Source organism: Halobacillus sp. B29, from assembly GCF_052246755.1.
In the GTDB taxonomy this organism is placed as follows: Bacteria; Bacillota; Bacilli; order Bacillales; family Halobacillaceae; genus Halobacillus; species Halobacillus halophilus.
This window is the reverse complement of record NZ_JBQQCM010000006.1, coordinates 144872-158747: the sequence shown is the minus strand read 5'-3', so window position 1 is coordinate 158747 and position 13876 is coordinate 144872. Positions and strand designations below refer to the sequence as shown.

At 41.3% G+C, this 13876-nt stretch carries 15 protein-coding genes and 1 tRNA gene; 2 read left to right on the top strand and 14 right to left on the bottom strand.

Translation table 11 applies throughout. The annotated features are described in order from the left end of the window. Positions 1-30: 30 nt before the first annotated feature. Entirely contained in the window at positions 31-210 is a 180-nt protein-coding gene (gene ytzI / locus ACTWP7_RS09785) for a YtzI protein (RefSeq protein WP_443123033.1), read from the top strand. Between the two features lie 616 nt (positions 211-826). On the opposite strand, the gene ACTWP7_RS09780 is transcribed toward ytzI, so the two are convergent. The 11 genes from ACTWP7_RS09780 to ACTWP7_RS09730 all read right to left on the bottom strand — a co-directional run bounded on the left by ACTWP7_RS09780 (position 827) and on the right by ACTWP7_RS09730 (position 10257). Beyond that, positions 827-1420: a nitroreductase family protein gene (locus ACTWP7_RS09780; RefSeq protein WP_443123032.1), complete on the bottom strand. Its 594-nt coding sequence runs from the start codon at positions 1418-1420 to the stop codon at positions 827-829. Positions 1421-1518: 98 nt separating this feature from the next. Beyond that, entirely contained in the window at positions 1519-2100 is a 582-nt protein-coding gene (locus tag ACTWP7_RS09775; protein ID WP_443123031.1) for a YdcF family protein, read from the bottom strand. 89 nt (positions 2101-2189) lie between these two features. Beyond that, positions 2190-3476, bottom strand: a complete 1287-nt coding sequence (gene eno / locus ACTWP7_RS09770) for a phosphopyruvate hydratase (RefSeq protein ID WP_014644232.1) — start codon at positions 3474-3476, stop codon at positions 2190-2192. A gap of 14 nt (positions 3477-3490) precedes the next feature. Continuing rightward, a complete protein-coding gene (gene gpmI, locus ACTWP7_RS09765) occupies positions 3491-5029 on the bottom strand; it encodes a 2,3-bisphosphoglycerate-independent phosphoglycerate mutase (RefSeq protein WP_443123030.1) in 1539 nt (512 codons plus the stop codon). Continuing rightward, on the bottom strand, positions 5022-5783 hold the full coding sequence (tpiA, locus tag ACTWP7_RS09760) for a triose-phosphate isomerase (RefSeq protein WP_014644234.1): 762 nt from the start codon (positions 5781-5783) through the stop codon (positions 5022-5024). The genes gpmI and tpiA overlap by 8 nt, the downstream gene beginning before the upstream one ends. Before the next feature lie 18 nt (positions 5784-5801). Next, complete coding sequence (locus ACTWP7_RS09755; protein ID WP_443123029.1) at positions 5802-6983, bottom strand: phosphoglycerate kinase; 1182 nt, start codon at positions 6981-6983, stop codon at positions 5802-5804. A gap of 179 nt (positions 6984-7162) precedes the next feature. Further along, a complete protein-coding gene (gene gap / locus ACTWP7_RS09750) occupies positions 7163-8170 on the bottom strand; it encodes a type I glyceraldehyde-3-phosphate dehydrogenase (RefSeq protein WP_014644236.1) in 1008 nt (335 codons plus the stop codon). Between the two features lie 35 nt (positions 8171-8205). Further along, positions 8206-9234 carry a sugar-binding transcriptional regulator gene (locus tag ACTWP7_RS09745; RefSeq protein WP_443123028.1) on the bottom strand — a complete coding sequence of 343 codons (1029 nt, stop codon included), beginning with the start codon at positions 9232-9234 and terminating at the stop codon, positions 8206-8208. Positions 9235-9382: 148 nt separating this feature from the next. After that, complete coding sequence (locus ACTWP7_RS09740; RefSeq protein WP_443123027.1) at positions 9383-9616, bottom strand: glutaredoxin family protein; 234 nt, start codon at positions 9614-9616, stop codon at positions 9383-9385. A 72-nt stretch (positions 9617-9688) separates the two neighbouring features. Next, the gene (locus ACTWP7_RS09735; protein WP_443123026.1) at positions 9689-9913 is read right to left on the bottom strand and encodes a hypothetical protein; all 225 of its coding nucleotides are present in this window, start codon (positions 9911-9913) and stop codon (positions 9689-9691) included. A gap of 268 nt (positions 9914-10181) precedes the next feature. Then, positions 10182-10257, bottom strand: a tRNA-Arg gene (locus ACTWP7_RS09730). A 570-nt stretch (positions 10258-10827) separates the two neighbouring features. Between ACTWP7_RS09730 and clpP the strand changes: the two genes are divergently transcribed. Beyond that, positions 10828-11451, top strand: a complete 624-nt coding sequence (gene clpP, locus ACTWP7_RS09725; RefSeq protein WP_269448406.1) for an ATP-dependent Clp endopeptidase proteolytic subunit ClpP — start codon at positions 10828-10830, stop codon at positions 11449-11451. 89 nt (positions 11452-11540) lie between these two features. On the opposite strand, the gene ACTWP7_RS09720 is transcribed toward clpP, so the two are convergent. From ACTWP7_RS09720 to ACTWP7_RS09710, 3 genes are all read right to left on the bottom strand, one after another. Further along, on the bottom strand, positions 11541-11795 hold the full coding sequence (locus tag ACTWP7_RS09720) for an HPr family phosphocarrier protein (RefSeq protein ID WP_014644242.1): 255 nt from the start codon (positions 11793-11795) through the stop codon (positions 11541-11543). A 133-nt stretch (positions 11796-11928) separates the two neighbouring features. Beyond that, entirely contained in the window at positions 11929-12885 is a 957-nt protein-coding gene (gene whiA / locus ACTWP7_RS09715) for a DNA-binding protein WhiA (protein WP_014644243.1), read from the bottom strand. A 35-nt stretch (positions 12886-12920) separates the two neighbouring features. After that, entirely contained in the window at positions 12921-13874 is a 954-nt protein-coding gene (locus tag ACTWP7_RS09710; RefSeq protein ID WP_443123025.1) for a gluconeogenesis factor YvcK family protein, read from the bottom strand. Positions 13875-13876: the final 2 nt, after the last annotated feature.

Genomic DNA, 13876 nt, shown 5'->3' with positions numbered 1-13876 from the left:
TTTTATGATATTTAGAAAGAAGTGTTTGCAATGACGTTTACGATTATTATGATCGTTTGTGTAGCTATTGTCCTTGGGATTGCGGCTATGTTTGGAACGGCAGTCTCCAAGGGATATGATTACGAACACACCATAGATCCTCTTCCGGAGGAGCCACATCTCAATCATCACAAGGATGAAGAAGATAAAAAAGCTGACGCCAATCAATAAGCGTCAGCTTTTTTTGTAACCTCCGTACCAGCTCCATATTGAATTTACAGTAAAGCTCCCGTTACTGTAAGACTCAGTTTCGAGATAAATGGGTCCGTTACTCTAAATGGAGAAGGGTTGGTGGGGAAATAACTCGCTTTCCTGTGGGGGGACTGGCAAGCCTCCTCAGTCGTTATCACTCCTTGCGGGGTCTTGCCTAGATCCTTCTCCCACGGGAGTCTCGCTATTTCCCCACCAACCCAGCCATTTCTTGTGAACGAACCCTGCTATAGGAGATAGAAGCCATGCTACATCTGCTTCCAATGCTTATATAACAGGGCTTCTACAGCTAAACACACGTAAAGACCAGTGTGAATCATAGATGATCCTTGTTCATTGAAAGGCGTTTATGCAGAGAATTTTGAGCTCTCAATGATCGCAAAGGGGCGGAAGGGAACGGCGAAGACTCCTGCGGGATGAACATGATTGGTGAGATCCCGGAAGGCGAAGCCTGAGGAAGCTCACCACATGCCCGCGGAAAGCGAGTTGTTCCCTGGAGCCCCTTTCTCCATAAAATATCTCGAAACTGAGTCTTAAAGTAAACGGCCCCTTTAACGTAATAAGCTCTTATAAGAAATCAACTATTTGTGAAATTGTAATTAAATAGCTTATACTTGTCTTCCATTGAGGTCCTTGGTTTAGCTTTTGGTACTTTTTCTGGATAGCCCATTTGAATGACTCCTATCAATTTATGTAAGACTGGATTAAGGCCGACACCTTTTATGAATTCTGCATCATGTAAGTACGGACTAGTGGTCCACAATCCTCCGATCCCTTTTTCCCATGCCAGCAACTGAACATTCTGGATAAAAGCGCAGACGGCTGCATAATCTTCTTCGTATTTGTGTTCATTTGCGTCCTTTTCCATGAAAATTAAAGCGTGATGGGGTATATTCGTGAGAAAATTATGAATACCCTGCTTCATACGTTGGGATTTTTCCTCACTGTATCCATTAAAGAAACCCTTTCTCGTGTAGCTTTGCAGAACTAGATCAGCATATGCTTCTTTACCTTCTTCCTGAAACATATAAATATTCCACGGCTCTTTCATACGATGAGTCGGCGCCCATGAAGCGGATGTAAATATTTCTCTTAACAAACCTTCAGGTACTTCTTCTTGTCTAAAATCGTGAATGGACCGCCGATTCTCAATAGCTTCTACCAACTCCATGCCATCCCTCCTCTTCTTTAAACAGTGTGAAACGTTGTTCATGTAGAATTATGGAACATTAGGACTCTTAAAATTAAGACATTAAATAGCGCCTTCTTTTAAGAAAACAGACTTGTAATTTGATATACCATCAAATATGCCCACTCTCTTAAAAAGAACGGTATTTTCGTTTTCAGCGTCTCATAGGCCGAATATTGTGTCGGGACACCTGTTACATCCATCCCTTGGTTTTCAGCCTCTCCTGCGGCTCTTTTAAGATGAAATTGATCACTTACTAGTAGATAAGAGTCAATTCCTTTACGAGCAGCTACTTTCTTTGCATTGATTAAATTTTCTTCCGTTACAAGAGAATGTTTTTCAATTAAAATCGCTTCATTTGGTATTCCATTTCTGACTGCATATTCTTTACCTACTTCAGCTTCTGAAGAGGCAGCCTCTTGACTCCCGCCGCCGGTAAATATAAGATAGTCCACCTTGTCCTCCTTATATAGTTCAAGTGCTTGTTTTAACCGTCCTTTGAAGACAGGACTGGGCTCTCCATTCCATTGAGCCGCACCAAGTACTATGGCAGCATCTGCATCGGGTATATTCTCCTCTTCCCCATAAGTCCATAAGCTGTAGCCTGTATACAGTGCGTAAACTACTATAAGAATTGAAATTATTTTTAAAATTCGTCGCATCGTTTAAGCTCTCCTACTCTTTGCTGACTATTATCCATCATATCATAGAAAAAAGCCTCTCTGAATAATCAGAGAGGCTTGAGCTAATATTATTTATTTAAGTTGTAGAATGCTTTTCCACCTGCGTACTCAGCAGTTCCAAACAGCTGGTCTTCAATACGAAGAAGCTGATTATATTTCGCTACACGGTCTGTACGGGAAGGTGCACCTGTCTTGATTTGCCCAGCGTTTGTAGCTACGGCAATATCAGCAATTGTGGCATCTTCGGTTTCGCCAGAACGGTGGGAAATAACAGCTGTATAGCCTGCGCGCTTGGCCATTTCAATCGCCTGGAACGTTTCCGTGAGTGTTCCGATTTGGTTCACTTTAATAAGGATGGAATTTCCTACACCCTGTTCAATGGCACGTCCAAGTTTCTCAGTGTTTGTAACAAACAAGTCGTCACCTACCAGCTGTACACGGTCGCCAATTCGATCGGTAAGCAGTTTGGTTCCTTCCCAGTCGTTTTCGTCCAATCCATCTTCAATGGATACGATTGGGTATTTGTTTACAAGCTCTTCATACCAGTCAACCATTTCTTCAGAAGTACGTTCAACGCCTTCGCCTTTCAAATTGTACTTACCATCTTCATAAATTTCAGAGGACGCTACGTCCATCGCAAGCTTAACTTCTGAATCAGGTTTGTATCCTGCTTCTTCAATCGCTTCAATAATAGTGGAAAGGGCTTCTTCATTGGATTTAAGGCTTGGAGCAAACCCGCCTTCATCACCAACACCCGTATTATAGCCTTTGTTCTTAAGCACCTTCTTAAGAGAGTGGAAGATCTCTGCACCCATGCGAAGAGCTTCTTTAAAAGTCGGAGCACCAACAGGCATGATCATAAATTCTTGAATATCTACGTTGTTATCTGCATGCTCTCCACCGTTTAGGATGTTCATCATTGGAGTTGGAAGTGTGTTGGCAGTGAAGCCTCCAAGATATTTGTATAGTGGAAGACCTACTACGTCAGCTGCTGCATGAGCTACAGCCATGGATACACCAAGAATAGCATTGGCACCTAGTTCTCCCTTATTTTCAGTACCATCAAGCTCGATCATCATTTGATCAATAATCACTTGTTGAGTAACGTCCATACCAAGCAGGTTAGGAGCAATTTTCTCGTTCACGTTCTCCACTGCTTTTTCTACACCTTTTCCAAGATAACGATCTTTGTCACCGTCACGAAGTTCTACAGCTTCATATTCACCAGTAGAAGCTCCGCTTGGTACAAGTGCCGTACCAAATGCGCCGGATTCTGTATAAATTTCAACTTCAACAGTTGGATTACCGCGAGAGTCTAATACTTCACGTGCGTAAACGTCTGTAATAAATGGCATTTAAATTCTCTCCCTTATTTTTTAATTAATGACTGACCTGTCATTTCTTCAGGCTGTTCAATGTTTAATAACTCCAGAAGGGTTGGAGACAAATCTCCCAACACTCCTTCTGTGCGAAGCTCAGCACCTTCTTTTGTAACAATGACAGGTACTGGGTTAGTCGTGTGTGCAGTCATGGCATCTCCATCCGGAGTTGTAACTTCATCCGAATTTCCATGGTCTGCTGTAATAATGGCATGTCCGCCTTTTTCATGAATCTTGTCAACAATCTTTCCTAAACACTCATCCACAGCTTCTATAGCTTTAATGGTCGGCTCAAGCATGCCGGAGTGCCCAACCATGTCCGGATTCGCAAAGTTCAGGATAATCGCATTGTGTTTATCAGCATCTAACTCGCCTAAAAGAGAATCCGTAACCTCATAGGCACTCATCTCCGGTTGCAGATCATATGTCGCTACTTTTGGTGAATCAATGAGGATACGTTCTTCTCCATCAAATTCATCTTCACGGCCACCGCTCATAAAGAAGGTTACGTGCGGATACTTTTCTGTTTCAGCAATGCGCAGTTGTTTCTTATTATTGTTTGCTAGTACTTCCCCAACAGTGTTTTTCAGATCCTTTGGTGGGAAAGCAATTTTGCTGTTAACTGCATCGCTGTATTGGGTCATTCCGACAAAATACGTGTTTTTTGGAGCATCGTCGCCTCTTTCATAACCATCGAAGTCATCATTAGCGAAAGTTCTAGATAGTTGAATTGCACGGTCAGGACGGAAGTTAAAGAATATAATGGAATCTTCATCGTTCACTGTACCTTGAGCCTCACCGTTCTCATCTGTTAGCACGACTGGTTCAACAAATTCATCATAGACTTCTTTCTGATAGGAGTCTTCTACTGCCTGAAGAGGATCCTCATACTTATGACCTTCTCCATAAGCAATAGCATCATATGCCAGCTTCACTCGTTCCCAGCGGTTATCACGGTCCATGGCGTAATAGCGCCCTGAAATCGTCGCCAGCTTACCGACACCGATTTCTTCTACCTTATCCAACGTTTGTTGAATATAGGTCTTGGCTGATTGCTGTCCCACATCGCGTCCATCAAGAAAAGCATGAATATAAACCTCTTCAAGGCCTTCATTTTTAGCTAAATCAAGTGTTGCGAACATGTGGTCAATGTGGCTGTGAATACCGCCATCCGATAATAACCCGAAAATATGAAGGGCTTTATTTTTTGCTTTAGCGTTTCTTACTGCGTCTAGTAAAACTTCATTCTCGTAAAACTCACCCTCGCGAATGGAAAGGTTGATACGAGTAAGACTTTGATAAACCACGCGTCCAGCCCCGATGTTCAGGTGGCCGACTTCTGAATTCCCCATTTGTCCTTCTGGAAGACCAACAGCTTCCCCGGAAGCAATTAGCTGAGCGTGAGGAAACTGGTTCCAGTAGCGGTCAAAATTAGGGGTATTCGCTTGTTTAACTGCGTTGCCTTTTTCTTCATCCCGCAGGGCGTACCCGTCAAGAATGATTAAAGCTGCTAAATCATGATTACTCATGTTTACCTGCCTCCACAAGTTTTAAGAAAGAGTCAGCCTCAAGGCTCGCCCCTCCAACTAGCGCTCCGTCAATATCAGACTGGGAAAGCATTTCATCAACATTAGCCGGTTTTACACTGCCGCCATATTGAATACGAACGGCATCAGCAGCATCTGCATTTACATAGTTGCTGACCGTTTCACGAATGTGAGCGCACACTTCATTAGCTTGTTCTGCAGTAGCCGTACGACCTGTACCAATAGCCCAGATCGGCTCATAAGCGATAATGACATCGGCACATTGCTCATTTGTAAGTCCTTCAAGAGCTTTTTTCACTTGGGCTTCTACATGATTCATCGTTTGATCTGCTTCACGCTGATCAAGTGTTTCCCCTACACAGATAATGGGAGTAAGTCCATGTTTAAACGCAGCGTGAACTTTCTTGTTTATATCCTCATCTGTTTCTTTAAATACTTCACGACGCTCAGAGTGGCCTAGAACTACATACGTTACACCAAGTTCTTTAAGCATTACCGGGCTTACTTCCCCTGTGAATGCACCACTTTCTTCAAAGTGCATATTCTGAGCACCAATCTTCAAACTGGTCCCTTCAGTTTCTTCTACTAATTTCTGAAGAAACGGGAAAGGGGCACATACAACAGATTCTACTTTATCAGAAGATGGGACTTCATTCTTTGTCGTTTGAATAAAATCTTCCGCTTCGCGGTGTGTTTTGTTCATTTTCCAATTTCCTGCAATCACTTGTTTACGCATGTCTTCTTCACCTCTCCTTTATTTATCGTTTAGCAATGCGACACCTGGAAGCTCTTTGCCTTCCATAAACTCAAGGGAAGCTCCCCCTCCAGTTGACACATGATCCATATCATCTGCATAACCGAATTTCTCTACCGCTGCTGCAGAATCTCCACCACCGATAACCGTGTAACCTTTGGTTTCAGACAGAGCATTCGCTACAGCTTTTGTTCCATTCGCGAACGTTTCAAGTTCAAATACGCCCATCGGCCCGTTCCAAATCACCAGTTTAGAATCTTTGATGACTTCAGCATATTTCTCTCTTGTTTTAGGACCAATGTCTAGAGCTTCCCAGTCAGCCGGGATATTGTCAATGGATACTATTTCGGTGTTCGCTGAATCGGAAAAGTCATCTGCAACCACCACATCCTCAGGCATAAGGAAATCTACACCTTTTTCTTCAGCTTTCTTCATATACTCTTTCGCTGTATCGATCTTATCTTCCTCTAATAAAGATTTACCGATCTCGTAACCTTGAGCTTTTACAAAGGTATAAGCAAGTCCGCCACCGATAATTAAATGATCCACTTTATCAATCAAGTTGTCGATTACACCAATCTTATCTTTTACTTTAGCCCCGCCAATTATAGCTGTAAACGGGCGATCTGGATCGGAAAGTGCTTGTCCCAGCACATTAATTTCTTTTTCCATTAGAAAACCAGCTACTGCAGGCAGATGCTCAGCTACACCAGCTGTCGATGAATGAGCACGGTGAGCAGCCCCGAAGGCATCATTTACATAAAGGTCTGCCATGTCAGCGAATGCTTTTGATAATTCAGCATCATTTTTCTCCTCGCCAGGATGGAAGCGTACGTTTTCAATTAGAAGAACTTCGCCGTTATCCATTTCAGAAATGGCTTTATTTACTTCTTCACCATGTACCTGGTCTGTTTTCGTGACGGTTTGTCCGAGCAGATCACTTAGACGTTTCGCAACGGGATCTAAACGAAGCTCTTTCACGACTTCGCCTTTTGGTCGACCAAGGTGACTGGCGAGAATAACTTTAGCTCCATTCCCAGACAAATGCTTAATGGTTGGAAGAGCCGCTTTAATTCTAGTATCATCTGTAACTTCTTCCCCGCTCATAGGAACATTAAAGTCCACACGGCAAAATACAGTTTTTCCGTTTACCTCTACATCACGAATGGTTTGCTTATTCATGAAATGACAACCTCCTTGGTTTGTAGTCAGGGTAGATTAACCTGCCTCTATGTACGTTTCCACTTCAGTTTCCAGTGAAAACGCGAGAGGAGCAAAATCTCTGAAAACATGGATAAAGGAGGAGGACATGAGACCCCCTCCTTTACTAATTCTTAATACTATTCAGTATCTGTTTCTTCTTACAAGCCTTGGTTTTTAAGATAAACAGCCAAGTCTACACAACGATTGGAATAACCGAATTCGTTGTCATACCAAGAAACAACTTTAACCATATTGTTTTCAAGAGCAAGAGTGGACAAACCATCAATTACAGAAGAGTTCGTGTTTCCATTATAGTCAGAGGAAACAAGAGGCTCGTCACTATAGCCTAGGATGCCTTTAAGCTCGCCTTCAGCTTCTGCTTTAAGAGCTTCGTTTACTTCTTCAACTGTTACGTCTTTTTCAAGTTCTGCAACGAAGTCAACGATTGATACGTTAGCTGTCGGTACACGCATAGCCATACCACTTAGCTTACCATCAAGCTGTGGAAGAACTTTCGCTACAGCTTGAGCAGCACCTGTAGTTGTTGGAATAATATTTTGAGCTGCTGCACGGGCACGGCGATAGTCTTTATGAGGCAGGTCAAGAATTTGCTGATCATTCGTGTAAGAGTGAACAGTCGTCATCATACCGCGTTTAAGACCGAATTTTTGATCCAGTACTTTTGCATATGGTGCCAGGCAGTTTGTTGTGCAGGAAGCATTAGAAATGACATGGTGAGAATCTTTGTCATATTGATCTTCGTTAACACCCATTACTACTGTAAGGTCTTCTTGTTTTGCCGGTGCGGAAATGATTACTTTCTTAGCGCCTGCATCCAAGTGTTTTTTAGCATCGTCACGCTGAGTGAAACGGCCTGTAGATTCGATTACCACATCTACACCAAGGTCGCCCCATCCAAGCTGAGCTGGATCTTTTTCGGAAAGAACTTTAACTTCTTTACCGCCAACGATGAGGTTATCCCCGTTTGTTGTAACTTCTTCATCAAGAGTACCATGAACCGTGTCATACTGAAGCAGGTGCGCAAGCATGTTAGCATCTGTCAAGTCGTTCACTGCTACTACTTCTACGCTTTCATTTTTCAAAGCAGCACGATAAACGTTACGTCCAATACGGCCAAAACCGTTAATACCAATTCTTACAGTCATGTAAAATTCCTCCTTGGATTCTATGCATAATATATTTAAAGGGAAATTCCCCTTATTAACTCTTTCGCCGCACCTTCATCGGTGATAAGAACATTACTCTGTCCCGGCTTAAAATAGGAAGCAATAGCCTGGGCTTTTGAACGCCCTCCAGCTACGGCAATCACATGCTCTGCATGCTTTAGATCTTCTAACTGAAGCCCAACCGTTCTAACTTTATGAACGATTTCACCTTTTTGATTAAAGTAATAACCAAAGGCTTCTCCCACGGCTTCGCGACTTTTAATGAGGCGCAATTGTTCTGCAGAAGTTTTCCTTCTTTCAGCCATCATTACAGCATCCCCTACACCGTGGATAATAATTCCTGCTTTTCGGATAATCTCGAGTACTTCCTTGATAGAGGGTTCTTCAATAATGGTCTTATAAGAATCTTCACTTAAAGGATCAGGTACATAAAGTAAGCGATAATTCCCTTTGGCTTTTTTAGCCATTTCAGCGCAAATGGTATTCGCCTGATTTTCTACTCTTTCCCCAAGACCTCCGCGTGCAGGTACGTAGAGACATTTATCTGCATCTTGAAAAGGTGTCATCATTTCAGCTACTGCCGCCATAGTCGTACCACCAGTAATGCCGATGGTTTGGCAGGGGATCAGCTGGTCTTTTAAATAATTGACGCAAGCTTTTCCCATTTCACTTTTCACCCAGTCGAGGTTATCACTATCACCAGGAACAACCACAGCATAGTCTAGGTTTAATTTATCCTTTAATTGCTTTTCTAAAACCTTTATCCCTGTAACTTCTTTAATGAATTCAGCTAATTGCTCCAGAATGTTTTGACCTTCATAGGTCAAATGCATTCCGCGGGAGGTAATCTCTACAGAGCCTTGCTTGTTTAAGAAGTCCACTTCACTGCGAACAGTACGCTCTGCTAACTCTACGTTTTCCGCTAGAGCGCGACGTCCCACAGGCTGCATGATCTGGATGTAATACAAAAGTTTATAGCGCTGCTGCATTACATCAACCACTTCGGGAAAAAGTTTTTTTTGTAAGTCAATTAAGTCTCGCATGGAAAAGCTCCTTATGTTAAAAACCATCGATTGGGCCGGATAACGTCCCGGGTAGTCATATTATGTCCCGCGTGGAGCAAAAAACATCTCTTTCACTTGTAATATTAACAGTGAGAATGTGAAGGCGCAAGCAGAAGTGAGTGAATTTTTAATGTAAGCGTTCTTCTATAGCTGTATAGGTAATAGAGCGATAGTCTAATTCATCTCCATTAACTTCAAGTACAGGAACTTCGAATAAATACTTTCTCATCAATTCATCATTTTGCTCAATATCAATTTCTTGCACTACAATTTGATATTCCCCGGAGAACAGTTCAACTAAACTGCTGATCTCTTCACAAAGCGGACACCTTTGCTTTGAATATAGGATTATTTTATTCACAGTTCTCCTCCTTTTTGGCTCATCTTATTATGTTATCCCACTTATTATACATAAATAAAGAGCATGCACTAATCAGGATGCATGCTCTTCATTATCATAAACGCCATTATCTATTTTCAATTTTCTCTTCTGTAAAAACTCGGTTAATTCTTCGTAGGCATTATTCTTAGGTGTTCGCTTCAACGACTCATAATTAAAAGATAGTTTTTGCTGCTGCTGCATATCGAACACGTGAATCCGTCTGTCCTCAGAAATTTGCTCAGTCGACAACATTTTATAACGGATTAATTTTGTCATAAATACCCCTTTTCTTTGGCAAAAGCGTCAAGAAACGGCAACTACATGAAATAATAATAACACAGAATACAAAATAAAAGAATTACATTGACATAACAATCAACTTACGGACCTCCGCATATATTTGTTTCACAATTGTTAAAGTTATCAGCTCTTAAAACTTGCCAAACGTTACTATTATATCAACATAACAAAAAACACTCACAACACAAAACACGCTTTCCCGAAAGAAAAGCGTGTTCTGTGTATAACTGTTTCATTATAGTAGCGCGCCCGAGAGGATTCGAACCTCCGACAGACGTAGAACCGGAATCTACCGCTCTATCCAACTGAGCTACGGGCGCAAATCGACATGCAATTTATATTATATGAAGAACAGATGAATATTGCAAGGGTTTTTTATTATGTGACTACAGCAACTTATAAATCAAGTCAAGACTTGCAATCAGCCCGATCTACTAAGGTGATAATTTAAAGAAGCTGCTAAGTTATTTCAACTCCACCATAAAAGGCTTCGTGCAATTTCTATTATACAAGTCCTACAATCATTCAATAAAACCCCTGCTGATGAGGTATAGTGAAGATGAGCCATATGAAATGATTTCCCCTAAGTTCGTTTCGCTATATCACTTTCACCACCAACTTCTGTTAACCACAGTCTTAAACTAATCGGGCTTTTGCGTAATAACGTAATAAGCCTCTTATGAATAATCAACAAAAAACTTTAGCAAAGCTTAAAAAATATATACTTCCGTTTAACTGAGCATGTATTTATAAAAAACATCTTCTATTAGTAATAAAAACCATACACTCTACGTTTATCCAAAATTTTTTAGGGAATGATGGTATAAGGAATTCTACGAAAAAGGTCGATCGTTTTTGTTTGACCTTTATTGACCTTAATTGTATGATAAATGTATTCCATCATAACTAGTGATGATAAGGAGGAAATCACAATGAACTTAGTACCTACAGTTATTGAACAAACAAACCGAGGAGAGCGTGCTTACGACATATACTCCCGTCTATTGAAAGACCGGATTATTATGCTTGGCAGCCCGATCGACGATAACATTTCCAACTCCATTGTAGCTCAATTGCTATTCTTGGCTGCTGACGATCCGGACAAAGATATTTCACTATATATTAATTCACCTGGTGGTTCTATCACATCCGGTATGGCTATTTATGATACGATGCAGTTTATCAAACCAAACGTGTCTACCATCTGCACAGGTATGGCAGCTTCAATGGGTGCTTTCCTGCTAAACGCTGGTGAACCAGGCAAGCGTTATGCCCTTCCAAATAGTGAGGTTATGATCCACCAGCCTCTAGGCGGCACACAAGGTCAGGCTTCTGATATTGAAATTCATGCTAAACGTATTATTAAAATGCGCGAGAAATTGAACAAAATTCTTTCAGAACGTACAGGTCAGCCTTATGAAGTGATCGAACGTGATACTGATCGTGATAACTTCATGTCTGCCCACGAAGCTGTAGATTATGGATTGATCGACAAAGTAATGGAGAAATCTTAATCTAATAATTATCCGCTGTGTAAAATACACAGCGGATTTTTTTATGAGCTTATTTAAATTTTTAAGTTCATTCTTTCACAAATACAGGTTTACTTTTCCTTCACAAATTCGTGAAGTTGTTCCATTGCAGTTTCCTCATCAGAACCATCTGCAATCAATTTAATACTTTCACCCGTTCCCACTGCAAGACTCATTAGACCCATAATGCTTTTGGCATTTACCCGCTTGTTTTCTTTCTCAATAAATATATCACTGCTGAAGCGATTAGCATGTTGAACAAATTGAGCGGCCGGCCTTGCCTGTAACCCTGTTTCCAGTTCAATCTTAATATTCCGTTCTATCAATGAATTCTCTCCTCCTTTACTCTCTTATTCCACCACCGAAAACGCATTCATAAAAACCGAAAGAAAACGCTCCCGATCAATGAAAGCGTTTTTAATTATAGTTCATTATAGCATGAATTAAAGTGGAGAAACATTAATTTCTTGTGTTTTCTGTGACTTCTCCTCTTCGAACTTTTTCAGCAAATTCATCTATTTTACGCAACCGGTGGTTGATGCCAGATTTACTTATCGCGGCTCCTGAAACATATTCCCCAAGTTCTTTTAAAGAAACATCCTGATGTTGTAAACGCAAAGAGGCAATTTCCTGAAGCTTGTCGGGTAAAGCTTCCAGACCGACGGTGCGCTTAATAAATTTAATATTCTCTACCTGTCGGAATGCCGCTCCTATCGTTTTATTTAAATTAGCTGTTTCACAATTCACTAGACGATTGACAGAATTCCTCATATCTCTAACGATCCGTACATCTTCGAATTTAAATAGTGCTTGATGAGCTCCAATATTACTAATTAGTTCAGTAATTTTATCGGCTTCTTTCAGATACGTAATAAACCCTTTTTTTCTTACTAAGGTACGAGCGTGCAGACCAAAACTATTCATCAGCTGACACAACGCTTCGTTGTGTTCCTCATCAGAAGAATAAATTTCAAGGTGATAGGAGGAGGTTTCTGGATTATTGACCGAACCACCTGCTAAAAATGCCCCTCTAAGGTAGGCACGCTTGCAGCACGTATCATTTAAATACTTTTTGGGAATTTCCGGATTAATGGACAGTGGACCTTTCAGGATTTCCAGGTCATGCAGCACCTGCTCAGCCTTTTCAGAAAGACGTACAATGTACACATTGTTTTTTTTCAAGCGCATTTTTTTGCGAACCAGCAATTCTACTGGATAAGGGTACAATTTTTTTATTAACATATACGTTCTTCTTGCTATGGCTGCATTTTCCGTTTGGATATCCAATATATAATGACGGTTGGAAAAAGAAAAAGTCCCGTTCATTCTAATTAATGCCGCTAATTCTGATTCCATACAGCAAGCATCTGCTTCTACGTTGGTCAGTTCTTTTTTTATCTCTGATGCAAATGACACAGCTGGACACCTCCCTCTGGCAGAAAGCCCCTCCGTTAAAGCATCGAATGCAATAATTGAGTAAGCTTATCTGTATCATGCCGCAACATGGCTTGACTTTCATCTATAATATCTTCTTCCACTACTTCAATTCCCATGGACTTAATACGCTCTATGTCATAAATAACCGGTTCAGCATTTTCTTTCGCGTAGGCTTTCTTTACTTTTTGTTCAATCGGCTGATTGTGAACCACGATTGAGTTAATGACGTCTTGACCAATGTGATCAAATAACGCCTTCAAGTGGTCTCCAGCGGTGTATCCTGAGGTTTCCCCTTCTTGGGTCATAACATTACAGACATACGTAACTTTTGCTTTCGTATCCCTTAAAGCCTGACCAATTTCAGGAATAATAATATTAGGAAGAATACTTGTATATAGGCTCCCAGGTGCGATCACAATTAAATCCGCTTCCTTAATTGCACGAACAGCTTCCGGAAGTGGCTGAACAGGTGTAGGACTTACAAACACCTTTTTAATTTTTTTCTGTTGTCTAGGAATGCTCGATTCTCCTGTAACAATGGTGCCGTCTTCCATTTCTGCATGTAAATTCATGGAGTGATTCGCAATTGGATAAATGTGGCCTCTTACGTTTAAAACACGAGAAATTTCTTTAATTCCCTGATAAAAATCTCCTGTCATGGATGCAAGAGCAGCAAGAAGCAAATTACCCATGGAATGACCAGACAACCCGTTTCCATCTGCAAAACGGTGCTGGAAAAGATCCAGAAGCATCGGCTCAGCATCTGATAAGGCAGCAACTACATTTCGAATATCTCCCGGTGCCGGTATAGCCATTTCGTTACGAAGTTTTCCCGAGCTGCCTCCATCATCTGCTACGGTTACAATGGCAGATAAGTCAATAGGCAGATTTTTAAGTCCCCGAAGAAGTACAGGAAGGCCTGTGCCTCCGCCTATAACCACGACTCGGGGTGTGGCTGTATGATCCATCC